22 protein-coding genes are annotated in these 24010 nt (G+C 66.6%); 13 read left to right on the plus strand and 9 right to left on the minus strand.

Going from position 1 to position 24010, the window contains the following annotated elements; translation table 11 throughout:
- The first annotated feature begins 118 nt into the window (after positions 1 to 118).
- Together B5X73_RS15400 and murA are read left to right on the plus strand one after the other, a co-directional pair.
- On the plus strand, positions 119 to 358 hold the full coding sequence (locus B5X73_RS15400) for a BolA family protein (RefSeq protein ID WP_036115647.1): 240 nt from the start codon (positions 119 to 121) through the stop codon (positions 356 to 358).
- A gap of 57 nt (positions 359 to 415) precedes the next feature.
- Positions 416 to 1675, plus strand: a complete 1260-nt coding sequence (murA, locus tag B5X73_RS15405) for a UDP-N-acetylglucosamine 1-carboxyvinyltransferase (RefSeq protein ID WP_036115645.1) — start codon at positions 416 to 418, stop codon at positions 1673 to 1675.
- A gap of 85 nt (positions 1676 to 1760) precedes the next feature.
- On the opposite strand, the gene B5X73_RS15410 is transcribed toward murA, so the two are convergent.
- The 3 genes from B5X73_RS15410 to purM form a co-directional block, all read right to left on the minus strand.
- Positions 1761 to 2459 carry a DUF3108 domain-containing protein gene (locus tag B5X73_RS15410; protein ID WP_036115642.1) on the minus strand — a complete coding sequence of 233 codons (699 nt, stop codon included), beginning with the start codon at positions 2457 to 2459 and terminating at the stop codon, positions 1761 to 1763.
- A gap of 98 nt (positions 2460 to 2557) precedes the next feature.
- Positions 2558 to 3193, minus strand: coding sequence for a phosphoribosylglycinamide formyltransferase (gene purN, locus B5X73_RS15415; RefSeq protein ID WP_079522451.1), 636 nt, complete (start codon positions 3191 to 3193; stop codon positions 2558 to 2560).
- A gap of 8 nt (positions 3194 to 3201) precedes the next feature.
- Positions 3202 to 4239, minus strand: a complete 1038-nt coding sequence (gene purM, locus B5X73_RS15420) for a phosphoribosylformylglycinamidine cyclo-ligase (protein WP_079522452.1) — start codon at positions 4237 to 4239, stop codon at positions 3202 to 3204.
- A 136-nt stretch (positions 4240 to 4375) separates the two neighbouring features.
- Between purM and B5X73_RS15425 the strand changes: the two genes are divergently transcribed.
- Genes B5X73_RS15425 through hda form a run of 3 tightly spaced genes read left to right on the plus strand, consistent with a single transcriptional unit; the run spans position 4376 to position 7225 of the window.
- Positions 4376 to 5362 carry a DUF2066 domain-containing protein gene (locus tag B5X73_RS15425; protein ID WP_176167864.1) on the plus strand — a complete coding sequence of 329 codons (987 nt, stop codon included), beginning with the start codon at positions 4376 to 4378 and terminating at the stop codon, positions 5360 to 5362.
- 4 nt (positions 5363 to 5366) lie between these two features.
- Complete coding sequence (locus tag B5X73_RS15430) at positions 5367 to 6533, plus strand: AI-2E family transporter (protein ID WP_079522454.1); 1167 nt, start codon at positions 5367 to 5369, stop codon at positions 6531 to 6533.
- The gene (hda, locus tag B5X73_RS15435) at positions 6530 to 7225 is read left to right on the plus strand and encodes a DnaA regulatory inactivator Hda (RefSeq protein WP_079522455.1); all 696 of its coding nucleotides are present in this window, start codon (positions 6530 to 6532) and stop codon (positions 7223 to 7225) included. Before B5X73_RS15430 ends, hda begins: the two co-directional genes overlap by 4 nt.
- Here the strand turns inward: hda and B5X73_RS15440 are convergent.
- A complete protein-coding gene (locus B5X73_RS15440) occupies positions 7222 to 8304 on the minus strand; it encodes a metallophosphoesterase (RefSeq protein WP_079522456.1) in 1083 nt (360 codons plus the stop codon). The two genes, hda and B5X73_RS15440, sit on opposite strands and share 4 nt — an antisense overlap.
- 148 nt (positions 8305 to 8452) lie before the next feature.
- On the minus strand, positions 8453 to 9256 hold the full coding sequence (locus tag B5X73_RS15445) for an inositol monophosphatase family protein (RefSeq protein ID WP_036118304.1): 804 nt from the start codon (positions 9254 to 9256) through the stop codon (positions 8453 to 8455).
- Between the two features lie 135 nt (positions 9257 to 9391).
- On the opposite strand from B5X73_RS15445, the gene B5X73_RS15450 reads away from it, so the two are divergent.
- Positions 9392 to 10162, plus strand: a complete 771-nt coding sequence (locus tag B5X73_RS15450) for an RNA methyltransferase (RefSeq protein WP_079522457.1) — start codon at positions 9392 to 9394, stop codon at positions 10160 to 10162.
- A 30-nt stretch (positions 10163 to 10192) separates the two neighbouring features.
- Here B5X73_RS15450 and B5X73_RS15455 read toward each other — a convergent pair whose 3' ends face one another.
- Positions 10193 to 11518, minus strand: coding sequence for a hemolysin family protein (locus tag B5X73_RS15455; RefSeq protein WP_079522458.1), 1326 nt, complete (start codon positions 11516 to 11518; stop codon positions 10193 to 10195).
- A gap of 138 nt (positions 11519 to 11656) precedes the next feature.
- Here B5X73_RS15455 and B5X73_RS15460 point away from each other — a divergent pair, with 138 nt between their 5' ends.
- A complete protein-coding gene (locus B5X73_RS15460; RefSeq protein ID WP_036115617.1) occupies positions 11657 to 12286 on the plus strand; it encodes a DUF47 domain-containing protein in 630 nt (209 codons plus the stop codon).
- Positions 12287 to 12299: 13 nt separating this feature from the next.
- Positions 12300 to 13424: an inorganic phosphate transporter gene (locus tag B5X73_RS15465; protein WP_036115614.1), complete on the plus strand. Its 1125-nt coding sequence runs from the start codon at positions 12300 to 12302 to the stop codon at positions 13422 to 13424.
- Positions 13425 to 13460: 36 nt separating this feature from the next.
- Here the strand turns inward: B5X73_RS15465 and B5X73_RS15470 are convergent, their stop codons facing one another.
- Positions 13461 to 13865, minus strand: coding sequence for a hypothetical protein (locus B5X73_RS15470; RefSeq protein ID WP_036118298.1), 405 nt, complete (start codon positions 13863 to 13865; stop codon positions 13461 to 13463).
- Positions 13866 to 13939: 74 nt separating this feature from the next.
- Between B5X73_RS15470 and B5X73_RS15475 the strand changes: the two genes are divergently transcribed.
- Positions 13940 to 14302: an MGMT family protein gene (locus B5X73_RS15475; RefSeq protein WP_139382804.1), complete on the plus strand. Its 363-nt coding sequence runs from the start codon at positions 13940 to 13942 to the stop codon at positions 14300 to 14302.
- Positions 14303 to 14308: 6 nt separating this feature from the next.
- On the opposite strand, the gene B5X73_RS15480 is transcribed toward B5X73_RS15475, so the two are convergent.
- Positions 14309 to 14599, minus strand: a complete 291-nt coding sequence (locus tag B5X73_RS15480; RefSeq protein ID WP_079522460.1) for a hypothetical protein — start codon at positions 14597 to 14599, stop codon at positions 14309 to 14311.
- A gap of 148 nt (positions 14600 to 14747) precedes the next feature.
- Between B5X73_RS15480 and recQ the strand changes: the two genes are divergently transcribed.
- From recQ to zwf, 4 genes are all read left to right on the plus strand, one after another.
- Positions 14748 to 16562 (plus strand): DNA helicase RecQ, encoded by a 1815-nt coding sequence (gene recQ / locus B5X73_RS15485; RefSeq protein ID WP_036115609.1) that lies wholly within the window; start codon positions 14748 to 14750, stop codon positions 16560 to 16562.
- Positions 16563 to 16814: 252 nt separating this feature from the next.
- Entirely contained in the window at positions 16815 to 18473 is a 1659-nt protein-coding gene (ybaL, locus tag B5X73_RS15490) for a YbaL family putative K(+) efflux transporter (RefSeq protein ID WP_197056549.1), read from the plus strand.
- 76 nt (positions 18474 to 18549) lie between these two features.
- Positions 18550 to 20376: a glycoside hydrolase family 15 protein gene (locus B5X73_RS15495; RefSeq protein ID WP_079522461.1), complete on the plus strand. Its 1827-nt coding sequence runs from the start codon at positions 18550 to 18552 to the stop codon at positions 20374 to 20376.
- Entirely contained in the window at positions 20373 to 22226 is a 1854-nt protein-coding gene (zwf, locus tag B5X73_RS15500) for a glucose-6-phosphate dehydrogenase (protein ID WP_079522462.1), read from the plus strand. The genes B5X73_RS15495 and zwf overlap by 4 nt, the downstream gene beginning before the upstream one ends.
- A gap of 45 nt (positions 22227 to 22271) precedes the next feature.
- Here the strand turns inward: zwf and B5X73_RS15505 are convergent, their stop codons facing one another.
- Complete coding sequence (locus tag B5X73_RS15505) at positions 22272 to 23927, minus strand: DUF3300 domain-containing protein (protein ID WP_176167865.1); 1656 nt, start codon at positions 23925 to 23927, stop codon at positions 22272 to 22274.
- Positions 23928 to 24010: the final 83 nt, after the last annotated feature.

Below are 24010 nucleotides of genomic sequence, written 5' to 3' on the forward strand. Positions count from 1 at the left end.
GACACCGGATTTCCATTACCATTACATATTCTCATTTTATCGTCGCTGCCATCGACCGGTGGTTCAGGGTCCGTTTCGGAACCCTCACGGCCGCGGCGACCCCCTCATCGGAGACTCCATGGACGCTGCGCGCATCCAGGCATTGATCGAAGCCGGCCTGCCCGGCGCCCTGGTGGACGTTCGCGGCGACGACGGCGTTCATTTCGAAGCCGACGTCATCTCGGAACAGTTCGCCGGCAAGTTGCCGCTCGCCCGTCATCGTCTCGTCTACGCGACGCTGGGCGACCTCATGGGCGGTGCGATTCACGCTCTGGGCCTCAAGACCCTTACCCCCGAAGAAGCCGCCGGCCGCCGCTGATCCAGCGCGCCGCCCGGCATTCCCGGTTCGTTCCCTTTCTCAAGGCACTCCCTTTCCATGGCCAAGATCCTGATCAGCGGCGGCCAGCCGCTCAACGGTGAGGTGAGCATCTCCGGCGCGAAAAACGCCGTGCTCCCCATCCTCGCCTCCTGCCTGCTCGCCGACGAACCGGTCAGCATCGGCAATGTGCCGCACCTGCACGACGTCACCACGTTCATCGAATTGCTGGGCCGCATGGGCGTGCGCGTCGTCCTCGACGACCGCATGAAGATGCACATCGACCCGCGTCCCGAAAATTCCTGCGTGGCCCCATACGATCTGGTCCGCACCATGCGTGCGTCGATCCTCGTGCTCGGGCCGCTGGTGGCGCGCCATGGCAAGGCCGAGGTTTCGCTGCCCGGCGGCTGCGCCATCGGCTCGCGTCCGGTCGATCAGCACATCCGTGGCCTGCAGGCGCTGGGCGCCGAGATCACGGTCGAAAACGGCTTCATCAAGGCAAAGGCCGGTCGCCTCAAGGGCGCGCGCATCGTCATGGATATGGTCACCGTCACCGGTACCGAGAACATCCTGATGGCCGCCACCCTGGCGTCGGGCACGACGGTCATCGAGAACGCCGCGCAGGAGCCGGAAGTGGTCGACCTGGCCCACTGCCTGATGGCGATGGGCGCGAAGATCGACGGCGTCGGCACGTCGACGCTGATCGTCGAAGGCGTCGAGCGCCTGCACGGCGCGCATTATGAAGTGCTGCCCGACCGTATCGAGACCGGCACCTTCCTGGTCGGCGCGGCGATGACGGGTGGCAAGGTCCGCGCCCGTGGCGCGCGCGCCGACACCATGGATGCCGTGCTGCAGAAGCTCGAGGAATCCGGTGCGCACATCAGCACCGGTCCGGACTGGATCGAGCTGGACATGCAGGGACGTCGTCCGAAGGCCGTCAATCTGGTCACCGCGCCGTATCCGGCGTTTCCGACCGACATGCAGGCGCAGTTCACCGCGCTCAACTGCGTCGCCGAGGGCGTGGGTGTCATCACCGAAACGGTTTTCGAGAACCGCTTCATGCACGCGCTGGAACTGCAGCGTCTGGGTGCCGACATCCGTCTCGAAGGCAACACGGCGATCATCACCGGCGTGCCGAAGATGACCGGCGCACCGATCATGGCCACCGACCTGCGTGCCTCGGCCTGCCTCGTGCTGGCCGGCCTGGTCGCCGAAGGCGATACCACGGTCGACCGCGTCTACCACATCGATCGTGGTTACGAGAATATCGAAGAGAAGCTCGGCGTCCTCGGCGCGCACATCCGCCGCCTGCCCGGCTGATCCAGCTCGTTGTAGGAGCGCGCCCTGCGCGCGACAGGTGCCCGCGAAGAGCGTCGCGCGCAGGGCGCGCTCCTACAGTTGAGGTTTATTTACCCTCGAACTTCACCAGCTCGAGGGTCAGATCCCCGCCATCTTTCTGCGCCAGCTTTACCGGCACCGGATACTTCGCCGGCGCGTACCACGCGTTGAAGCCGCGGTCCGCATCGGTGCGGTCCACCCGCACGGTATCGAACGAGCCTGCGGGGACCGTGATTTTTTCTTTGCCCGACACCTTGAACTGCTGGTTCTCGACGGCCTGCTTCACCGCCACGGGAAAAGCGGCTTCCTGCTTGCCGTCGCGCAGCGCGACGCCGAGCGCGAGAGGCAGGGTGTTGCGGTCGATCATGCCCGGCACGGCGGCGTAGCTGAAGCTCTTGCTGTTGTCCTGGACCTGCACGGTCGCCCCCTGAACCTTGATGTCGCGCGTCTTCTGCTTGAACGACGCATCCATCTGGTAGTGGTAGCTGACCGCCTGCGGGACCTGGCCCGCCCACGCGAAGCGCGAGGTTTCGGTGGCATTGGCGCCGAGGGCCGCGGCCAGGCCGGCGGTGCCCTTGCTGGCGTTGGTGTACTCGAACTGGCCGTTGCCGGCCGACTTCAGCACGATGGTGGCTTCACCAAGCGGGCTGCCGCCCTGAAGGACGTTGTAGGTAGCCGTGAACGACTGCGGCACGGCCGCGGCGAACGCGGCGGCGGGCAGGGCGAGGGCCAGCGCGAAGCCGGCGCGGAGGATTGAGGTCTTCATGACATCCGATTCTAGCCGCGGTGGCTGAATGCGGGGCGACGGGGTGGCGTGCCGGGGATAGTCCGCGTGTCCGGAGAGCTCGCGCGCGGGGCGCGCTCCTACAGGTCGGTGAGGCCTAGGGGCCTCGTGAGCGGCAGACCATCGAAAATCGCGCCGCCCTCCCAGCGCAGTCGCCCGGACGCGATCGCCGCGACCACGGCCGGCAGCAGCTTGTGTTCTTCGACGAGCAGGCGCTCCGCCAGCGATATCTCCGTATCGCCCGGCAACACAGGGATGCGCGCCTGCGCCACGACGGGTCCGCCATCCAGCTCCGCGGTGACGAAATGCACGCTTGCCCCATGCTCCGCGTCGCCCGCCTCGAGGCACTGCCGGTGCGTATGCAGTCCACGGTATTTCGGGAGCAGTGAAGGGTGGACGTTGATCGCCCGACCTTCCCAGGCGGCGACCACGTCGGCGTCGACGATGCGCATATAGCCGGCCAGCACCAGCAGATCGGCGCCGCTGGCGGCGACGTGGCCGAACAGTGCCCGGTCGAAGTCGGCACGCGTCGCGAAGTCGCGGGGATGGAGCGAGACGGTGGGAATGCCGGCCTCGGTGGCGACAGCGAGCGCTCCGGCCCTGGCCTTGTCGCTGCCGACCAGCACGAATTCGACAGGCAGCCGCGCCGCGATCAGCGCGGCGAGATTACTGCCGCGCCCGGACGCGAGCGCGGCGACGCGCAGGGGCCGATCCACGAATGATCTCAGGCGATGTGGACGCGCTCGTCGCCGCTGGCGGCGACGACCGAGCCGATGGTCCACGTGTTCAGGCCGTGGCCGGCCAGCACGGCTTTCGCCGCGTCGACCTGGTCCTGAGCCAGCAGCACCGTGAAGCCGATGCCGCAGTTGAACGTGCGCCACATTTCGTCGCGGGTGACGTTGCCTTCGCGCTGCAGCCACTGGAACACGGGCGGCATTTCCCACGACGACGCGTCGATCGACACGCCGAGGCCGTCGGGTACGACGCGGATGATGTTTTCCTTCAGGCCGCCACCGGTGATGTGTGCCATGCCATGCACGGGCACCTTGGCGATCAGCTCGAGGATCGGCTTGACGTAGATGGTGGTGGGCGCCATCAGCGCGTCGACCAGTCTGACGCCACCGATGTCGCTGTCCAGCGGCGAACCGGCGCGCTCGAGGATGCGGCGGATCAGCGAGTACCCATTGGAATGGGGGCCGGACGAGGCGACACCGAGAATGACGTCGCCGGCGACGATCGACGAGCCGTCGTTCATCGCGGCCTTTTCGACCGCGCCGACCGTGAAGCCGGCCAGGTCGTACTCGCCCGGCGGGTACATGTCCGGCATTTCGGCGGTTTCACCGCCGATCAGCGCGCAGCCGGCGAGTTCGCAGCCGCGGGCGATGCCGCCGACGACGGACGCCGCGGTGTCGACGTCGAGCTTGCCGGTGGCGAAATAATCCAGGAAGAACAACGGTTCCGCGCCCTGCACCAGCACGTCGTTGACGCACATGCCGACCAGATCGATGCCGATCGTATCGTGGCGATCAAGCTGGTGAGCGAGCTTGAGCTTGGTGCCCACGCCATCGGTACCCGAGACCAGGACCGGTTCCTTGTAACGCCCGGAAAGGTCGAACAGGCCGCCGAAGCCGCCCAGTCCGCCCATGACTTCGGGGCGGAAAGTCCGCTTGACCATCGGCTTGATGCGCTCGACGAGCGCGTTGCCGGCATCGATGTCGACGCCTGCGTCGCGGTAGGTGAGGGAGCCCTGGTCGGAGGACATAAGCGGTTCCGGCGCGAATTGGAAACCCGGAATGATAGCAGCAAGCGGGCGCCCGGCCTTGCCCTGCACGCGCTTTGGATGGACGGCATGCCAAGGTTTGGGCAGACTTCCCGTCTTCACAAAGCGACGCCATACCATGCGCCCAGCCCGTCTCATCGTCTTCCTGACGCTCCTCGTGGCGACCTGCCTCGGCTCCGCCGTGGCGCAGACCTCCATTTATACGGTCACCGTACCGGTCGCCGACACCAGTGCCGCCGTGCGCGATCAGGCCTTCGCCAACGGCCTGACCCAGGTGCTGTCGCGGGCTTCCAACGGAGCGGACCCCCGGGGCAAGCCTGGCTACGCGGACGCGATGAAGCAGCCGGGCGGCATGGTTCAGCAGTACAAGTACGCTCGCACCGGCGGCGCCAATGGTGCGCCGCTGAGTCTGGACATCGTCTTCGACCCGGGCGCCATCCGCCGCATCCTCGCGGTCGGCGACTCGGCGGTGGCGGCGCCCAAGGCGCCGGTCCTGGTCGTTGCCCGCGACGCCAGCGGCAAGCTGCTCGGTCAGCAGGACCTGGTCCCGCTGGCGCAGATGGCCGACACGCGTGGCTATCAGATCGTCGTCCCGCGCGCCGACGCCGTGCCCGACGCCAAGGCGCTGGCCAGTGGCGACCCCGCCGCGGTCGCGACGACGGCGCGCCAGTACAACACCGGCGTCGTGCTGGTCGGCAGCATCGGCGACGACCAAACCGACTGGACCCTGGTCTCGGCCGGCAAGACGACGAGCTGGAAGGACAGCGGTGAGGCGCGCGCCGCACTGTTGAGCAACGGCGCCAACGCGATGGCCGACAAGCTGGACCGCCAGTTCGCATCGACGCAGGGCGGCAGCTCGTCCGGCAAGGTCTGGGTGTCGGGTCTGCATTCGGCCTCCGGTTACGCGGGCCTGTTGGCGACCTTCCAGAACGATCCGTCGATCAAGAGCGTGGCGCCGATTTCCGCGACGGCCGACGGCGTGCTGTTCAACATCAGCGCCGGTGCGCCACTGGCCCGCCTCGTGGCGGGCTACGCGTCCGCCGGCCATGTGCTGGTCGCCGACGCGCACGCCGGTGCCGACCTTGCCGTTCGCTGGGTCCCCTGACCCGATGACCCACGACACTTCCCGCCGCTGGCAGATGCTGGCGATCTCGGCGGTCATCATTTTCGTGATCTGGCTGCTGGCGCCGGTGCTCATGCCGTTCGCCATCGCCGCGATGCTGGCTTACCTGGGCGATCCGCTTGCCGACCGCCTCCAGCGCCTCGGTATGGGGCGTTCGTGGGCGGTCAGCATCGTCTTCACCGTCATCTCGCTGGTGTTCGTCGGCGTCCTGCTCCTGCTGGTGCCGCTGATCGAGCACCAGTTCGAGAATCTGTCCGAGAACCTGCCGCGCTACGTGGACTGGGTGCGCACCACCGCGCTGCCGTGGATTCAGGTGCGCCTGCACCTGGACGCCAACGTCTTCGACACCGATCGCCTCCTGGCGACGGTACGGGAGCACATCGGGTCGGTCGGCAGCATCGCCGCCAAGGCGATGACCAAGATCACGCAGTCGGGCATGGGCATCGTCACCTGGCTGACCAATGTCGTGCTGATTCCGGTCGTGGCGTTCTACCTGCTGCGCGACTGGGACACGATGATCGCGCACATCCAGCGCCTGCTGCCGCGCTCCATCGAGCCGACGGTCGTTCGTCTGGCGCGCGAGTCGGATCAGGTGCTCGGTGCGTTCGTCCGCGGCCAGTTGCTGGTCATGCTGGCGCTTGGCGTTTTCTACGGCCTGGGCCTGACCCTCGTCGGCATCTCGATCGGTCCCCTGATCGGCATGGTCGCCGGCCTGCTCAGCTTCGTGCCGTACCTGGGTTTCATGATCGGCTTCGTCGCGGCCCTGATCGCGGCGCTGGTCCAGTACGGGGACTGGACGCACGTGATCCTGGTCGGCGTCGTCTTCACCATCGGACAGTTGCTCGAGGGCTATGTCCTGGTGCCGCGTCTGGTCGGTGGCAAGATCGGCCTGCATCCGGTCGCGGTGATCTTCGCCGTGCTGGCGGGCGGTCACCTGTTCGGTTTCCTCGGCGTGCTGCTGGCGCTGCCGGCGGCCTCCGTCGTCGTCGTGTTGCTCCGCTATGTCTTCGCCCGTTACCGCGAGAGCGACCTCTACAAGGAGCCGGCCGCGCACACCCCGGCAGCTCAGAAGCTCGATGTGGATGTGGCGGTCGACGTAAAGGTCAAGCCGCGCCCGGATAACCCGATCCTGCCTCGCGATCCCGGTCCATGAGCACTCAGCTTCCCCTCGCGCTGCGCTGGCCCAGGCGCCAGCGGTTCGAGCACTTCCACGCCGGCGAGAACGCCGCGGCGGTCGACGCCGTGCACGCCGCGGCCGTGGATGCATCGGCGCCGTGGGTCTTCATGGCCGGTCCGTTGGGAAGCGGCCGTACGCATCTTCTGATCGCCGCCTGCCAGGCGGCGATCGATGCCGGGCGTACGGCGCAATACCTGCCGCTGGCGGGCTTGCGCGGGTCGCGTGCGGACGCCATTCGCGGCATGGCTGGCAGCGACGTGCTGGCGATCGATGACATCGACTCGGTCGCTGGTGAGGCGGACGCGGAGCACGCGCTGTTCGATACGTTCAACCGCTACCGCGCGGAGGGCGCGACGCTGTTGTTCTCGGCACTGGGTGCGCCCGTGTCGCTCGACATCGCGCTGCCGGATCTTCGTTCGCGACTGGGCTCGCTGACCCAGGCTCTGCTGAAGCCACTGGGCGACATGGAGCGCCGGGTCGTGCTGCGCGAGCAGGCCGGGGCTCGCGGCATCGAGCTGGACGACGTCGTCCTGGACTGGTTGTTCGCGCATCACGCGCGCGACCTGGGTACCTTGCTCGATCTGCTCGATACCCTGGATCGCGCGTCACTCGCCGCACAGCGACGCGTGACGGTGCCGTTCCTGCGTAACCTTCTGAAGAACGACTAGACGTCGATCTCGCGGATCAACTCGCGTTTCGCCGGATCGTTGTCGCGAACGCCGTACACCCTCAGCTTCTTCGACTCCGGCCAGTGCTCCACGATGAGATAGGTACGCTGCGATGCCGATCCGCTGAGAAACACGGGAGGCGCGCCAAAGCCGCCGCTGTAATAGCCCATGCGCCCGTGGTAATGACCCGCAAACACCGCGGCGACACGATGGGTCGCCAGCATCGCCTGTAAGGGCGTGGGCGCGCGAAAGCCGGACGCGAACTCGTCGGGCTTGTGCACGTGCACCAGCAGGAAGTCGTAAGCACCCGGCGTGCTCCATCTCGGGAGGTGTTGCGTAAGCCATGGCGTGCTCGGTGTCACCTCGTAGCGATAGCTCGCCGACCCGGCCCCCCAGTTGATCGTCGCGGCATAGTCCGGCGAATTGTTGAGTTGCAGGTTGAGCACCTGCTCCCAGCCGTCCGGCGTGAACGCGTACGACCAGCTCCCTTGCTTGCGTAGACCCGTGAACAGGCCGCCCGCGAACGCCGCGTAGTCGAAATCGGTCACGCGTCCTTTCTGTCGGTGGCGATGAACGTGCTGCGCGAGATTGTCGAGGGCGTCGATCGCGCAGTGCGTCAGAGCCGAGCACACGAAGTTGGTGAGGTTGTTCTGATAATCGTGGTTGCCGAGCCCATAGTAGACTTCGTCGCCCAGCACACCGAGAAGGTCGTGGATCTTCTCCTGCTCACCTGGAGCGGCCTGGGACGTCAGGTCGCCGTTGACGATCACCGGAATGTGCTGCCCCGGATAGTTGCGCCGGAAAGCCGCGATGCTTTCGTACTGTTCGCGTATGAGCGCCTCGGCGAGTGCCTTGTCGGCGAGGTCGGAGTGTTCGCCGGCATCGGTGGCCGGTGTCCAGGGGTACTGTGGATCCGAGGTGATCACCATGATTCGTGGTGTTTCCGCGTAAGCGCCACTGCTGGTGAAGGCCAGGCATAGCGCGGCTGCCTGCAAAGGCACACGCGTGAGAAGGTTGCGCATGGAGGCCGTGGTAATGGCGAGCGCGGCCGCGATGCGGCCAGGGAGTATGGTTTGCACGGTACGTTTCCTTGTGCGTCGTGGGCGGCTGCGAACGTCCCGTTCGCGACGACAAGGTAAGACGGTGGAGTCTGAGCGTCTGTCAGGCTTGGTGAAGCAGCGGCGAGGGGAAGGCCTCGCCGCTTGTAGGGTTTCGCCGCGTGGGGCGTTAAACCCCGAGCAGTCGCGCGGTAGCGTTAGCCTTGATCACGTCGGTCATGGCGGCAGCCACCTTGTGGTTGCCGGCGATGATGTTGCCGCTCTCCGGGAGGCCTTCCTTGCCGCCGAAGTCGCCGTAGACGCCACCGGCCTCGCGCACGAGCAGAGCACCCGCGGCGATGTCCCATACGTTGAGCGACGGCTCGAAGAAGCCATCCAGACGGCCCGCGGCGACGTAGGCCAGATCCAGCGCGGCCGAGCCCATCCGGCGGATGTCTTCGGCTTCCTTGAGGAGTTCGCCGGTCATGGCCAGCTGCGCCTCGAGATGGTTGCGCGCGCGGTAGGGATACCCCGTGGCGAGCAGCGAACCGGCGAGACCTTCGCGCTTGCCGACACGGATGCGGCGGTCGTTGAGGTAGGCGCCGTCGCCCTTGCTCGCGGTGAACAGCTCATCGCGCAGCGGATCGAAGACCACGCCGTAGACCGGCTCGCCCTTTTCCACCAGCGCGATGGACACGCAGAAGTGGGGGATGCCACGCAGGTAATTGTGGGTGCCGTCGAGCGGATCGATGACCCAGACAAGCGGCCCCTTGCCGATCTGCCCCGACTCCTCGCCGAGAATGGCGTGAGTGGGGTAGGCGCGGCGAAGTTCCTTCACGATCTCGGCTTCGGCGAGGCGGTCGACCTCGGACGCGAAGTCCATCCGTTGCTTTTCGACGACCGCGAGGCCCTCGATGCGATTCATGTAACGCAGGATGATGTTTCCTGCGGAGCGCGCGGCGCGCGCCGCGACGTTGACGGCGGGTCTTGGCATGGGGATCGACTTGTCAAAAGAACGGGAGATCGCGGTCGGGCCGCGTCGGTCGGTGAGTTTAACACCGGCTCGCCCTATGCCCAAGTCGTTGCCGTTGTAGACTTTCCGGTCCTCCATCCAGCACGCCCGTCGCCCATGGCCCTCTCCGAGCTCCACGACCGCCTCCGTTTCGTCCTTGTCCGCACCTCGCACTCGGGCAACATCGGCTCGGCCGCGCGCGCCATGCGCACCATGGGTTTCGACCGCCTAACCCTGGTCGCCCCCCACCGGTTCCCCGATCCGGAAGCCACGGCCCTGGCCGCGGGTGCCGACGACGTGCTCGGCCAGGCCGCGATCCATGACGATCTGGTGGCCGGCCTGGCCGGCGCCACCTTTTCTCTGGGCCTGTCGGCGCGTCGCCGCGGGGTCAATCTTCCGGAACTGGACCCGCGCGAAGGCGCCGCCCAGGCGATCGCCGCCGCCCGCCGCGGCGAACAGGTGGCCCTGGTGTTCGGCAACGAGCGCACGGGACTGGAGAATGACGAGCTCGCTCGGTGCCATGCGATGGTCCGCATCCCTAGTGTCGACGACTTCAGTTCGCTGAATCTGTCGCAGGCGGTGCAGGTGGTCGCTTATGAGCTGCGCACGGCCCTGCTCGCCGACGAACAGCCGGTCGTGACGCAGGCCGAGCCCGATCCGGACGAGATTCCCGCCGACGCCGAGCAGCTCGAGCGGTTCTTCACGCATTTGGGTGAGATGCTCGACGATATCGAGTTCCACAAGGGGCGTTCCCCGACCACGATCATGCTGAAACTGCGCAAGCTGTTCCTGCGCGCCCGTCCCGAGTTGCGGGAACTGCGCATTCTTCACGGGATTCTGGCCGACGCGCAGCGCATGGCCGGTATCGCACACAAGCGCGACGGCTAAAACAGGTCGCCTTGCGGGGCTCGGCAGCGGTCATGGCGCGTCGACGACGGACTCTTCGCTGCTTGCCGTGCTGACCAGCACCTTGTCGATCCTTGCCCCGTCCATGTCGACGACTTCGAAGCGGTTGCCCTGCCAGGTGAATGACTCGCCGGCGTGCGGGATGCGCCCGAACTGGGTGGTGATCATGCCCGCCACGGTGCGGAAATCGTGCTCTTCCTCGTTGGGCAGCCGGTCGATCTGCAGCAGGTCGCGCAGGTCGTCGGCGGGCAGACCGCCGTCGATTAGCCAGCTGCCGTCGTCACGGCGAACGATCGGGCCCTCGTGCTCGGTGTCGTCCGCGGCGGGCGCGGTGGCACCAACCACGGCCGTCAGCAGATCGTTGAGGGTCACCATGCCTTCGATGTCGCCGTACTCGTCCACGGCCAGCGCCAGCTCCGTGTCCGCATCGCGGAAGGCTTCGAGCAGGTCCAGTGCGCGGGCGGTGCCCGGGACGAAGAGCGGCCGGGCGATATGGGCGAACAGGTCGAAGTCGCCGCGCTCGAACGAGCCGATCAGCGTCTTCACTTCGACCGTGCCGACGACGTCGGTTTCGTCGTTCCGGTAGACCGGGTAGCGCGAGAACTGCGACTCGCGCAGGACCTCGAGGTTCTCCTCCCGGGGCGCCGCGATGTCGAGCCAGGCGATCTTCATGCGCGGGGTCATGACCGAGCCCACCGTGCGGTCGCCCAGGCGCAGAACGCGGTTGACCATGTTGCGTTCGTCGCTGTCGAGGATCCCTTGCTCGGCGCTTTCGGCGACCAGCAGGCGGATTTCCTCTTCGGTCGCCGCCGAATGGCCGCCGGCCCGGTTCAGTCGCAGCACGTGCAGGATGCCGCTCGACAGGTGGTTGAGCAGCCAGACCATCGGCAATGTGATCCGCGAGATCACCAGCATGGGGACCGCGATCTGGCAGGCAATGCGCTCGGGGGCTGTCAGCGCCGCGCGCTTGGGCACCAGTTCGCCGATGACGATCTGGACCAGCGACATATAGATGAAGCCGAGCAGCCAGCCGGCCGCGCGAGCGTAAGGCTCCAGCCAGGCCGGGCCACCGCCATGCAGGAGGGCGGTGAAGTGCTCGCCCAGCTGATCGCCCGCGATCGCGCCTGTGACGAGGATGATCAGGGTCATGCCGACCTGCACCGTCGACAGGAAGCGCTCCGGCGATTCAGCCAGTTGCAGCGCCACGCGGGCGCGGCGGCTTTCCCGGGCCATGGCCTTGAGCCGGCTTTTACGCGACGCGACAACCGACATCTCCGACAAGGCGAAGAACGCGTTGGCCAGGGAGAGGACGAGGACGAGCAGAAGTTCGGTGGGCATCGAGGCTTATATAGCAGACCAGCCTGTGCAGGGCACCGGTAGAAGCCATCTGAGCGGTGTAGCCGGGGAGGAGGAGCACACGATCCCGCCCTCCGGTAACATTAGCGTCACAAACCCCCAGTTCCCCCAGGCGACGCCATGTTTTCTCTCCAGACGATCTTCGGTAAGGGCGACAAGTTCTACGGTCTGCTCGAAGCCAGTGCGGAGGCGGCGCGCGAAAGCGCCCGCGCCATGCACGAACTGGTCACCAAGACCGACCGCACGCCGGTCATGGCCGCTTTCAGCACGGCGCGCGCCCGCGAGAAGGCCCTCCACGGGCAGATCGGCGAGGAACTGGTCAACACCTTCGTCACCGCGCTGGACCGGGAAGACATCGAGGCGCTCAACTCGGCGCTGTACAAGATTCCCAAGACCATCGAGAAGTTCGCCGAACGCTATGTCATCGTCGCCGAACGCCTCCATGGCATCGACTTCGCTCAGCGCGCCGCCCTGCTCGAGCGCTCGGCCGAGGTGGTCGTCCAGATGATCGGGCAACTGCGTCATGGCCTGAAGATCGACCCGGTGAAGAAGCTTCGCGACCAGCTCCAGGCGCTGGAATCCGAGGCCGACCGCCTGCTGCTGGATCCCTACCGCACGCTGTACGCCGAAGGCTCGGATCCGCTTAAGGCGATTCTCGCCAAGGACCTGTTCGAGCTGGTGGAGAAAGCGGTGGACAAGTGCCGCGACGTCGGCAACGTCGTCTACTCCATCGTGCTCAAGAACTCCTGACGGCGGCCGCCCCATGAGCATGGTTATCGCGGTCGTCCTGATCGCCCTCGCGTTCACCTATATCAACGGCTTCCACGACACGGCGAACTCCATCGCCACCGTGGTGGCGACCAAGGTGCTGACGCCCGGCCAGGCCGTGCTGCTGGCGGCCGTCACCAACCTCGCGGGCGCCCTGTGGGGCACCGCCGTGGCGGCGACGATCGCCTCGGGCCTGGTGGACACCGGCGTGGTCGACGTCGGTTCGCACCTGCTGATCAGCGCGCTGCTCGGAGCGACCATCTGGAACCTCATCACCTGGTGGCTCGGCCTGCCGTCCAGTTCGAGTCACGCGCTGGTCGGCGGACTGTGCGGCGCCGCGCTGGCCGCGTCCGACGGCAACCTTCATTCGATCATCTGGTGGCAGGGTGGGGAGCACTGGTGGCTGGGCAAGGGCGTGGTCCCCAAGGTCATCGTGCCGATGATCGTGTCGCCCTTCCTCGGCTTCGTCATTGGCTTCCTGCTGATGGGCGCCCTCTATGCGTTGCTTGGGTTCTTCTCCCGCCAGAAGGGACCGCTGCATCGTTTTGGTCGCACCCCGTTCGTGAACAGCTTCTTCGGTAAGGCGCAGATTCTCTCGGCCAGCGCCATGGGTCTGTCTCATGGTATGAACGACGCCCAGAAGAGCATGGGCATCATCGCCCTGGCCCTGGCCGGTGCCACGGCGGCGGGGCAGTTCGATCATCTGCCGGCGCTGTTGCACTTCCTGCGTATTCCGCACGATCCGGCGGCCCCCGGCGGCTTTCCGATCCCGGTCTGGGTGAAGGTGGTCTGCGCGCTGACGATGGCGGGCGGCACCGCCGGCGGTGGCTGGCGCATCATCAAGACGCTGGGCCACAAGATGGTCAAGCTGCACCCGATCAATGGTTTCGCCGCCGAAGGCAGTTCGGCGGCGGTCATTCTCACGGCGTCGATGCTGGGCGTGCCGGTCTCCACGACGCACAACGTGTCCGCCTCGATCATGGGCGTGGGCGCGGCCAAGCGGTTCAACGCCATCCGCTGGTCGGTCGTCGAACGGATGGTATGGGCGTGGATCCTGACGTTGCCGATCACGGCGGCGCTGGGGTACGCCCTGGTGAAGCTCGGCCGCTTGTTTTTCTGATTCGCGTGCCGGACTGATCGCCCGCAGGGCGCCCTCTTAGAGGGCGTCCGCCTCGCCGTTCACCACCTGCTCGAGCTGGTCGCCCGTGGCGCCCAGTTCCTCGACGATCCGCGCCAGCTCGCGCTCGTCCAGGTAGTCGTAGGGACGGTTCTCGCAGAGGTGCAGGTAGGGCGATCCGTCGAGATCCGCCTCCGCCAGATAGCCCGTGCGCTGCTCCCAGTTGAAGCGAAGGCAGCGGCGCGCATCGACGCCCGAGAGTGGTCCGATCGGCGTGGACAGCCGCAGGAAGCGCTGGCCCTCGGCGTCTTCCAGTTCGGCCAGATAGATGCCCTGATGCCTGCCATCGGGCAGCTCCAGGTCGAAGCTGATCAGGTATGGCTCGTTGTGGCGGAGCTTGTGGATGCCGCCGACATGGGAGCGAATCGCTTCGAAGTGCCGCATGGTCGCCTTGTGAATCTGTCCGGGGACCACCGATGGTACGCTCAACGCCTCTTCCGAACATGCACGAAACGACCATGGCCGATGAACTCGACGACGACGAGGCCCGCGCCCTCCGGGCCACGCGGATCATCGAAACGGTCGCCGCCATTCCGCGTGGGAGGGTCGCCAGTTATGGCGCGATCGCGGCTCGCGCCGGGTATCCCGGACGCGCCAGACTGGTCGGCCGGGTGCTCGGCGATGCGCCCGACCGGATGAAGCTACCCTGGCACCGCGTGCTTCGCGCGGACGGCCGCATCGGGATACCCGTGGGAACGCGGGGTTATCGCGAGCAGTGCCGGCTGCTCAAGGCCGAGGGCGTCACCGTGAAGGACGGCCGCGTCCCCATGAGCGCGTTCGGTCTGGACCACGACCTCGACCGTGCGATCTGGGGCGGCTGAGCGCGATCAGCGGTAGCTGACCTCGACCAGTTCCCAGGTTTCCCCGGGTCGGCGTTTTATCGCGTAGTCCAGAAGGTCGGCGTGCAGGGACGTCAGTGCGGACATCCCACGCAAAACACGGACGGTTGCGGTGGCGGCGCGGTCCGGTGGACAGTCGGGGCGTTCCGCGCGCATCCCGCATGTCCGTTCGACAACGCGGCCTTCGAAGCGGATACCGCCTTGCTGCGCCCGGGCCGGGAGGGCGCTGGCGAACAGGCTGACCGCGACGGCGGCGGAAAGGGCTATGGCAGTGTTCATGTGGCGCTCCCCCTCGGGCGATGTGGCTTCATTAGGTGCCCGTCCGCTACCCGGGGACATCACCTTCTTCCGTTAACGGCGTGGGCCTACCGAGGCTTGAGGCGCAGGTAAAGGCCGATCCGGCACGTCCGTTTGTTAGCATGTGCGGATGCAGTCCCAGGCCCTAGATCTCCTTCACTCCGTTTTCGGTTACCCCGAGTTCCGCGGCCAGCAGCAGGCCATCGTCGAGGAGGTCGCCGGCGGCGCCGACGCCCTTGTCCTGATGCCCACCGGCGGCGGCAAGTCGCTGTGCTTCCAGATTCCGGCGCTGATGCGGTATGGCACCGGCATCGTGGTGTCACCGCTGATCGCGCTGATGCAGGACCAGGTCGATGCGCTGACGGAAGCCGGCGTCAAGGCGCGCTACCTGAATTCCAGTCTCGACGCCGCCACTCAGCGCGAGATCGAGGAGCTCCTGCTCGCCGGCGAACTCGACATGCTGTACGTCGCGCCCGAGCGGCTGCTCACGGGGCGCTTCCTCGGCCTGCTGGATCGCATTCCCATTGCCTTGTTCGCTATCGACGAGGCCCATTGCGTCTCGCAGTGGGGACACGATTTTCGTCCCGAATACCGCGAACTCGCGATCCTGCACGAGCGCTTTCCGGAAGTACCGCGCATCGCGCTCACCGCGACGGCCGACGAGCGCACCCGCGAAGAAATCGTCGAGCGCCTCGGCCTGCACCAGGCGCGCCGTTTCGTTTCCAGTTTCGACCGGCCGAACATCCGCTATCGCGTGGCACCACGGCAGAACGCACGGCGCCAGTTGCTCGATTTTCTCGACGCCCATCGGGGCGAAGCCGGTGTCATCTATTGCCTCAGCCGCCGCAAGGTCGACGAGACCGCCGCCTGGCTGGCCGAAGCGGGCGTGGACGCGCTTCCGTATCACGCCGGTCTGGATGGCGAGGTACGCCAGCGCCACCAGCAGCGCTTCCTGCGCGAAGACGGCATCGTCATGGTCGCCACCGTCGCGTTCGGCATGGGCATCGACAAGCCGGACGTCCGCTTCGTCGCTCACCTCGATCTGCCGCGCAGCATGGAAGGCTACTACCAGGAGACCGGCCGTGCCGGTCGTGACGGCCTGCCGGCGGAAGCCTGGATGATCTACGGCCTGGGCGACGTCGTGACCATGAGTCAGATGATTTCCCAGTCGGACTCGGGCGACGACCGCAAGCGTGTGGAGCGCCTCAAGCTCGACTCGCTGCTCGGTTATGCCGAGGCCACACGCTGCCGTCGCCAGCTTCTGCTGGAGGCGTTCGCCGAGGTGTATCCCGAGCCCTGTGGCAACTGCGACAACTGCCTGGTGCCGCCCAGGACCTGGGATGCCACGACCGCGGCGCAGAAGGCGATGTCATGCATCTATCGCAGCGGTCAGCGTTATGGCGCCGGCCATCTGATCGAGATCCTGCGCGGCGAGGCGGGTGAGCGGGTACGCGATCTCGGTCACGACAAGCTGAGCGTGTTCGGTATCGGCGCGGACATGGATGCGACGCAGTGGCGCTCGGTGTTCCGCCAGCTGCTGGCTGCGGGCCTGGTCGAAGCGGATCCCGAAGGCTTCGGTACGCTGCGTTTGTCGAAGGAAAGCGGACCGGTCCTGAAAAGCGAGCGCAAGGTGTGGCTGCGCGAGGACGCGCGGCCGTCGAAAGGCAAGCGCAACTCGCGTCCGTCGCCTGCCGTCGCCGGCGGCTCCCTGGGCATCGAAGAGATCGAGATGCCGTTGTGGAACGAACTGCGTCGCGTCCGCGCGGAACTGGCAAAGGCGCATGGGGTGCCTGCATACGTCATTTTCCATGATGCGACTTTGCTGGCGATGTTGCGGGCGCTGCCGGAAAACGAGGACGAACTGGGGTCGATCAGTGGTGTCGGCGAGAACAAGCTGAAGCGTTACGGGAAGGATTTTCTGGCGGTGTTGAATGGCCCCGGCTGACCCGTAGGAGCGCGCCCCGCGCGCGAAAAGCCAACAACGCGATGACGCGGCACCACCCATCGCGCGCAAGGCGCGCTCCCACCTGCGCGGGTGCGATTGAGATTATCCTCAAGTCCTCGCCGCGATTGAAAAAAATGGCCGGAAACGCTTGCGTGCACGCCGCGCGATCCCCAACTCTATGGGGATTGCCCGACATCGATACGTTCGTCTGATCGACGTGACGAGACGAGGGTGCATGCCCAGGAGATGCCCATGCACGACGCCACGCCACTCATCGCCACCATCGTCGGTGGTCTCGTACTCGCCTTTATCTTTGGCGCCATCGCTCACCGATTGCGACTCCCGGTGCTGGCCGGTTACCTCGTCGCCGGTGTGGTCGCCGGGCCGTTCACCCCGGGCTATGTAGCCGACGCGGGCATCGCTCAGGAGCTCGCCGACCTCGGCGTGATCCTGCTGATGTTCGGCGTGGGTCTGCACTTCTCGCTCAAGGACCTGCTCGCGGTGAAGGCGATTTCCATCCCCGGCGCCGCGGTGCAGATGGGCGTGGCGACCGGTCTTGGCATGCTGCTTGGCTGGGGTCTTGGCTGGCCGGTGGCGCAGGGCTTCGTCTTCGGTCTCGCGCTTTCCGTCGCCAGTACGGTGGTGCTGCTCCGTGCGATGGAAGAACGTCGCCTGCTCGACAGCGATCGCGGACGTATCGCCGTCGGCTGGCTGATCGTCGAGGACCTGGCCATGGTGCTGGCGCTGGTCCTGCTGCCCGCCATCGGCGGCTTCCTCGGTGCGGAGCAGGGCGATCACCCGCCGAGCATGATGGCGCTGGCCGAGACCGTGGCCTGGACCATCGGCAAGGTCATCGTGTTCGTGGCGCTGATGCTGATCGTCGGTAAGCGCGTGATCCCATGGACGTTGCAGGCCGTCTCCGGCACCGGCTCGCGTGAACTCTTCCGTCTGGCCGTTCTCGCCATCGCCCTCGGTATCGCCTTCGGCGCGGCGCACCTGTTCGACGTCTCCTTCGAACTCGGCGCTTTCTTCGCCGGCATGATGATGGGCGAGTCCAAGCTCTCGCAGCAGGCCGCGGAAGAAACACTGCCGCTGCGCGACGCTTTCGCGGTGCTGTTCTTCGTTTCCATCGGCATGCTGTTCAACCCGCATATCCTCGTCGAGCAGCCGTGGATCGTCCTCGCCGCCTGCCTGATCATCATCATCGGCAAGTCGGTCGCCGCGTTCGCCATCGTTCGTGCATTCGGTCGCCCGAAGAAGACCGCGCTGACCATCGCGACCAGTCTCGCCCAGATCGGCGAGTTCTCTTTCATCCTGGCGGGGCTGGGCGTATCCCTGCATCTGCTCAGCGAGGAGGCGCGCGACATTCTGCTCGCCGCGGCCATCGTCTCGATCCTGGTCAATCCGCTGCTGTTCGGTGCGCTCGACAGGTGGATCGCGCGGCATGACCGCGATGCGCCGGACGAGCACACCGATCCATCGCTGGCGGGTCACACCGTGCTGGTCGGGTTCGGCCGGGTAGGTCGCCGCGTGTTCGCCGAGTTGCAGGCCACGGGTACGCGTACGCTCGTGATCGAGACCGACGAAGACGCCGTGCGCGAACTGCGCGAGCAGCACGGTGCCGAGATCGTCATCGGCAATGCGGCCGCCGCGCTCGTGCTGGCCGAGGCCAACCTTGCCGGCGCGCGATCCCTGATCGTGGCGGTATCCGACCCCTTCGAAGGGGGGCAGGTGGTACGTGCGGCGCGTGCGTTGCGCCCCGATCTGCCGATCGTCGCGCGTGCCCATTCGCAAGAATGTGTGGCTCACATGGATGGCATGGGTGCCACGCAGGTCATCTACGGCGAACAGGAAGTGGCCCACAGCATGTTCAACGCGTCGCTCCCGCAGCGGGCGCCATCGGGGCACTGAGACCGGCCCCGGATACGTCGTTCTAACGCGTGGCTGGCTACCGTAAAAGGGACTACCCGCTGGCGACGAGGACACGATGGCATCCCGGATCGAAGACTACGCGATGCTCGGCAACTGCCGCAGCGCGGCGCTGGTGGCGAAGGACGGATCGATCGACTGGCTGTGTTTGCCACGTTTCGACTCCGCCGCCTGCTTCGCCGCCTTGCTGGGTAACGAGAACAACGGGCGCTGGCGTATCGCTCCCGCCGACCCGGATGCCACGGTCCGGCGCGGCTACGTCGACGGCTCCCTGATTCTCGAAACGGAATGGCGCACGGCCACCGGTGTCGCCCGCGTGATCGACTTCATGCCGTTCGCCGGCGACCAGGTCGGGGTGACCCGCATCGTCGAGGGCGTCGAAGGCCGGGTCGACTTCGAGGCCGTGCTGACCATTCGCTTCGACTATGGCAACGCCATGCCGTGGGTGACGCGGGTCGACGAGCGGACCGTGACGGCGGTCGCCGGGCCGGACATGCTGGTCGTCCGCAGTCCCGTCTCGGTCGAAGGGGAAGGGATGCACAGCGTGGCCCGCTTCGCCGTGTCCATGGGTGATTCCATTCCCTTCGTGATGGCCTGGGGCCCGTCGCATTTGTCCCCTCCCGAAGCGATCGATCCTTACGACGCGCTGGAGAAGTCGCTGGCCTTCTGGGAAGACTGGTCGGGGCGCTGCAATGGCGCCGGCGAGTGGAGCGAGATCGTCCGCCGCTCGCTGGTCGTCCTCAAAGGCCTGAGCTATCTCCCCACGGGCGGCATCGTGGCCGCGCCCACGACGTCGCTGCCGGAACAATTCGGCGGCGAGCGTAACTGGGATTACCGGTTCTGCTGGGCCCGCGACGCCACCTTCGTCCTCTCCGCGCTGGTGAACGCGGGCTACCACGATGAAGCCAGTGCCTGGCGGGACTGGGTGCGACGCGCGGTGGCCGGGTCGCCGGACCAGCTCCAGGTGCTTTACGGGATCGCCGGTGAGCGCCGCCTCGAGGAATACGAACTCGACTGGCTGGACGGTTACGAAGGCGCAAAGCCGGTACGCGTGGGCAACGCGGCTTCGAACCAGTTTCAGCTCGATATCTTCGGTGAGCTGGTGGGTGCGTTCTCGCACGCGGTGAAGCACGGCGTCGCGATGCAGCCCGAGGCCGACGAGGTGCAGAACGTCTTCCTCGAGCATCTCGCCAGCATCTGGCGCCATCCCGACGAAGGCATCTGGGAGATCCGCGGCGAGCCGCGCCACTTCGTCCATTCGAAGGTGATGGCATGGCTGGCCTTCCAGCGGGCTTCCGAACAGGACCGCGAAGGCCGTGACCCGGCATTTTCGCAGCGATGGCGCACCATCGCCGATGAGGTCAAGGCCGACATCCTCGCCAAAGGCGTGGATCCCGAGCGCGGTTGCTTCGTGCAGTCGTATGGCTCCAGAGAACTCGATGCCAGCCTGCTGATCGTCACCCTCACCGATTTCCTGCCGCGTGACGATCCCCGGATCGTCGCGACGGTGCGGGCCATCGAAGAGGATCTGCTGGTCGATGGGTTCGTGCGCCGCTACGACACACGCAGCGGCGTCGACGGGCTGCCGCCGGGCGAGGGCGAGTTCCTGCCGTGCAGTTTCTGGCTGGTGGAAAACTATGTCCTGCTGGGGCGCCTGGACGAGGCGCGCGAGCTTTTCGTGCGCCTGATCGGCCTCACGAACGACCTCGGACTGCTCGCGGAGGAGTACGATCCACGGTCGAAACGGCTGTTGGGCAATTTCCCACAAGCCTTTTCGCACGTTGCGTTGATTAATGCCGCCTTTAGCCTGGCGCATGGTTACAGCGCGACCGCCGACATCCACGCCACCCCCGAAGCCCAACATCCCCAAGGAGTCCGTGCATGAGCCCCGCCCCCACGAAGCGCGTTACCTCGCGCGCTCACCCGGCCGACCCGTGTACCGTCGTGATTTTCGGCGCCGCCGGTGATCTCACCAGCCGCCTCGTCGTTCCCGCGCTCTACAACATGCGCCGCACCGGACTGCTGTCCGACAACTTCTCGATCATCGGCTTCAACCACGGCAAGATGACCGACAACGCCTGGCGCAAGAGCCTGCACACGTCGCTCGAGAAGTACGTCAGCAATGGCGGCGGCAAGCTCGACGAAGACGCCTGGGGCTGGCTGAGCTCTCAGATGACCTACCACGCGGGCGACTTCGACGATCTGTCGGCGTTCCAGAGCCTGGCGGTCAAGCTGCGCGACGCCGAGAAGCGTCGCGGCACCCAGGGCAACGTGCTGTTCTACCTCGCCACGCCCGAGCGCTTCTTCGGCGACGTGATCGAACAGCTGCGGAACGCCGGCCTCGTGGACGACGGCGGTGCCGACGGCGAGTTCTGGCGCCGCGTCATCATCGAAAAGCCATTCGGTCACGATCTCGCCTCGGCGCACGCGCTGAACGAGCGCATCCTCAAGGTGCTGCGCGAAGACCAGATCTATCGCATCGACCACTTCCTCGGCAAGGAGACGGTGCAGAACATCATGGCGTTCCGTTTCGCCAACGGCCTGTTCGAGCCGATCTGGAACCGCGACCGCATCGACCACGTGCAGATCACCGTGGCCGAGACGGTAGGTGTCGAGCGTCGTGGCTCGTTCTACGAGCAGACCGGTGCGCTGCGCGACATGGTGCCCAATCATCTGTTCCAGCTGCTGGCGATGGTCGCGATGGAGCCGCCGACCTCTTTCGACGCGGAAGCCGTGCGTACGCGCAAGGCGGAAACCATCGAAGCCATCCGTCCGATCCAGCCGGAAGACGCCGTCCGCGGCCAGTACGGTCCGGGCGCGGTGAACAACGAACTGGCCACGTCGTACCGTGATGAGCCCAATGTCGCACCGGACTCGGTCACCGAGACCTTCGTCGCCATGAAGCTGTCGATCGACACCTGGCGCTGGTCGGGCGTGCCGTTCTATCTGCGCACCGGCAAGCACATGGGTCGTCGCACGACGGAAATCGCCATCCGCTTCAAGTCCGCGCCGTTCGCCCCGTTCCGTGGCACGGGCATGGATGCATTCGGTCCCGACTGGCTCGTACTGCAGATTCAGCCGGATGAAGGCATCTCGCTGCAGTTCGACGTCAAGCGTCCCGGCCCGCGCGTGGAACTCGCGCCGGTGCGGATGGACTTCAAGTACGCGGACTGGTTCCGCGCCGAGCCGAACGTGGGCTACGAAACGCTGCTGTATGACTGCATGACCGGTGACGCCACGCTGTTCCAGCGCGCCGACATGGTCGAAGCCTGCTGGCGCGCGGTGCAGCCGATTCTCGACGACTGGGCGCAGCGCACGCCGGCGGACTTCCCGAACTATGCGTCGGGCAGCGCGGGTCCGGCCTCGTCGGACACGCTCCTGGCCATGGGCGGTCGCTCCTGGCGTCCGCTGAATTCGGCGGCTGAGCTCAACGCGCGTCGTACGGCCAAACCGAAGTCGGACGTGTTGCCTTCGTCGACGAAGTCGGCGGAAGGTCGCGCCACGAAGAAGCGTGCGGCGGCGAAGAAGTCGTTGCGCGCGACGTCGGTGAAGAAGACGGCGCCTGCGCGCAAGTCGGCGGCGGTGGCAAAGGCGCCGGCGAAGAAGACGGTCTCCGCGCGGAAAGTCGCGGTCAAAAAGGCGACGGCGAAAAAAGCGCCCGCAAAGCGGGTGGTCGCCGCGCGTAAGGCGTCGCCCACCAGGGCGGCGGCTGCGAAGCGACCACGTAAGCAGTAAGCGAACGTCATCACAAGCCCCGGTCAATCCGGGGCTTTTTTTTGCTCAGTCGTGCTTGTCGTGATCGTGGTGCGCAGGCGGCGCGTGATCTTCGTGCCGGGGTTGCGGATGCTGCGCGGCTTGCTGCTGGTGCTGCTGAGGCGCGGGACGCTCACGCGGTGGTTCGCTGCGTTGCTGCGGCAGAGGCTCACGCTGCGGCTGCGCCTCACGCGGCGGCCGTGGCTCCCGCTCGACCTGCGGTTCCCGCTGAGCCTGCGGTTCCCGCTGAGCCTGCGGGCGGGCTTCCTGCTGGAACGCCGGTTCCGGACGCCTCGGCTGCTCGATGCGAGGTGTCGGGGCCGGTCGTGGCGCTTCCGCGGAGTGCTGGAACGCAGCGGGTCGTGGCGCTTCGGCGGGTTGCGCATGACGGTCGTCGAAGGGTTGCGGACGGGAGCCGACGGCATGCACGTTGGCGACGCGAGGGTCTTCGTGCTGCATGGCGCGAATGGGCGGCTGTTGCTCAGGCCGGGCGACAGCCTGCGGCGCTGACGGGCCCGGCCGCGTCTGAGGCGGCAGCGCCGGTCGTTCGTTCGCGGCGGTCGGATGCGCCATGGCGGCCGTGAAGTTCGGGCGCTGCATGTGGTCGAAGTCGGGACGCTGCGGCGCTCGCTGCTGGGCCTGGGGTGGCGCGTTGTGAATCGCGACGCTGTCGTTGTCGTGGCGGTTGTCGATGTTCACCGACCGATTGACGTAGGTGTTGTTGACGGTGCGGTTGATCGTGGTGCGATTCACGACGTAGGGGTGGTTGTCGTAGACCACGGCGGGACGACCGCGATAGTCACCCCGCGGCCCACGTCCCCACGCGGTGTTCCATTCGTTCCAGCCGCCGTGCGGACGGTCGTAATGATCGTGCGAGGCGAACAGCTGTCCCACCAGGATGCCCGCGCCGAAGGACACCAGTCCGGCGGTGACGACCTCGCCACGCGTGGCGGGCGCCTCGTACCAGTGCGTGCGGTATACGCGGGAGTACACCGGTTCGCCGTAAACCACGTCGGGGTCGTACTGCGGCACGTAGACCACATCGGATTGCGCCTGCTCGATGACGATCGTGCGGGCGGGCGCGGGAACGATCGAGGCCACGCTCGCACCTTCGTCCACAGGCGGCGCCTCGTCGACCTGGACGACCTGCTGCGACGAACTCTTCAGAGAACCATGCGACCGTGCGCGGTCGCGCATGACCTGGATCGCATTGAGGACGTCGGTCGGCTCGTTGGCGTAAGCATCGCCGAGCGCCGCGGTCCAGTCGCGGTTGTTCGCCAGTTGATCGAGAACGGCAGGGAAGGCCACGAGGGACTTCACGCTTGGATCCCACGGCTGAGCGTCGGCGGCGTCGATGAGCGCTCCGCCGTTGAGGTTGCGATTGCTGTCCAGGAAACCGCGTGCGACATCGACCTGATCGGGATGCGTCGAGCCGGCGAGTGTGAGTGCGACCAACTTGTCGGGGAACAGGGCGATGGGCGACACCAGCGCGTAAAGCTGGTCGGCCGTGGGACGCGCATAGCCGGGATCGGCCGTCGCCTGAGCGGCGCTGGCTGGCGCCGCCAGCGCGCTGGCAGCGGCGGGCGTCTCGTCGGGTGGCGTGCGGTTGCAGGCGCCGAGCGCGGCGACCAGCGAGGCGGAAAGCAGGGTGGTGCGGACGAGGTGCAGACTCACGCGCTTCATGGAAGGTCCTTGCAAAAAATCGGGGGGCCGACGTGTCGCCAGCAGATTCGTTCCGGAAGGGTGACTGGTCGCTGTCTGTTGCC

The organism is Luteibacter sp. 22Crub2.1, assembly GCF_900167995.1.
Lineage (GTDB): Bacteria > Pseudomonadota > Gammaproteobacteria > Xanthomonadales > Rhodanobacteraceae > Luteibacter > Luteibacter mycovicinus.

Bases quoted from the DNA above. Each gene is read 5' to 3' on its own strand.
- B5X73_RS15400 (WP_036115647.1), top strand. From the start codon at position 119: ATGGACGCTGCGCGCATCCAGGCATTGATCGAAGCCGGCCTGCCCGGC.
- murA (WP_036115645.1), top strand. From the start codon at position 416: ATGGCCAAGATCCTGATCAGCGGCGGCCAGCCGCTCAACGGTGAGGTG.
- B5X73_RS15410 (WP_036115642.1), bottom strand. From the start codon at position 2,459: ATGAAGACCTCAATCCTCCGCGCCGGCTTCGCGCTGGCCCTCGCCCTG.
- purM (WP_079522452.1), bottom strand. From the start codon at position 4,239: ATGTCCTCCGACCAGGGCTCCCTCACCTACCGCGACGCAGGCGTCGAC.
- B5X73_RS15425 (WP_176167864.1), top strand. From the start codon at position 4,376: ATGCGCCCAGCCCGTCTCATCGTCTTCCTGACGCTCCTCGTGGCGACC.
- B5X73_RS15430 (WP_079522454.1), top strand. From the start codon at position 5,367: ATGACCCACGACACTTCCCGCCGCTGGCAGATGCTGGCGATCTCGGCG.
- hda (WP_079522455.1), top strand. From the start codon at position 6,530: ATGAGCACTCAGCTTCCCCTCGCGCTGCGCTGGCCCAGGCGCCAGCGG.
- B5X73_RS15445 (WP_036118304.1), bottom strand. From the start codon at position 9,256: ATGCCAAGACCCGCCGTCAACGTCGCGGCGCGCGCCGCGCGCTCCGCA.
- B5X73_RS15450 (WP_079522457.1), top strand. From the start codon at position 9,392: ATGGCCCTCTCCGAGCTCCACGACCGCCTCCGTTTCGTCCTTGTCCGC.
- B5X73_RS15455 (WP_079522458.1), bottom strand. From the start codon at position 11,518: ATGCCCACCGAACTTCTGCTCGTCCTCGTCCTCTCCCTGGCCAACGCG.
- B5X73_RS15460 (WP_036115617.1), top strand. From the start codon at position 11,657: ATGTTTTCTCTCCAGACGATCTTCGGTAAGGGCGACAAGTTCTACGGT.
- B5X73_RS15465 (WP_036115614.1), top strand. From the start codon at position 12,300: ATGAGCATGGTTATCGCGGTCGTCCTGATCGCCCTCGCGTTCACCTAT.
- B5X73_RS15470 (WP_036118298.1), bottom strand. From the start codon at position 13,865: ATGCGGCACTTCGAAGCGATTCGCTCCCATGTCGGCGGCATCCACAAG.
- B5X73_RS15475 (WP_139382804.1), top strand. From the start codon at position 13,940: ATGGCCGATGAACTCGACGACGACGAGGCCCGCGCCCTCCGGGCCACG.
- B5X73_RS15480 (WP_079522460.1), bottom strand. From the start codon at position 14,599: ATGAACACTGCCATAGCCCTTTCCGCCGCCGTCGCGGTCAGCCTGTTC.
- recQ (WP_036115609.1), top strand. From the start codon at position 14,748: ATGCAGTCCCAGGCCCTAGATCTCCTTCACTCCGTTTTCGGTTACCCC.
- ybaL (WP_197056549.1), top strand. From the start codon at position 16,815: ATGCACGACGCCACGCCACTCATCGCCACCATCGTCGGTGGTCTCGTA.
- B5X73_RS15495 (WP_079522461.1), top strand. From the start codon at position 18,550: ATGGCATCCCGGATCGAAGACTACGCGATGCTCGGCAACTGCCGCAGC.
- zwf (WP_079522462.1), top strand. From the start codon at position 20,373: ATGAGCCCCGCCCCCACGAAGCGCGTTACCTCGCGCGCTCACCCGGCC.
- B5X73_RS15505 (WP_176167865.1), bottom strand. From the start codon at position 23,927: ATGAAGCGCGTGAGTCTGCACCTCGTCCGCACCACCCTGCTTTCCGCC.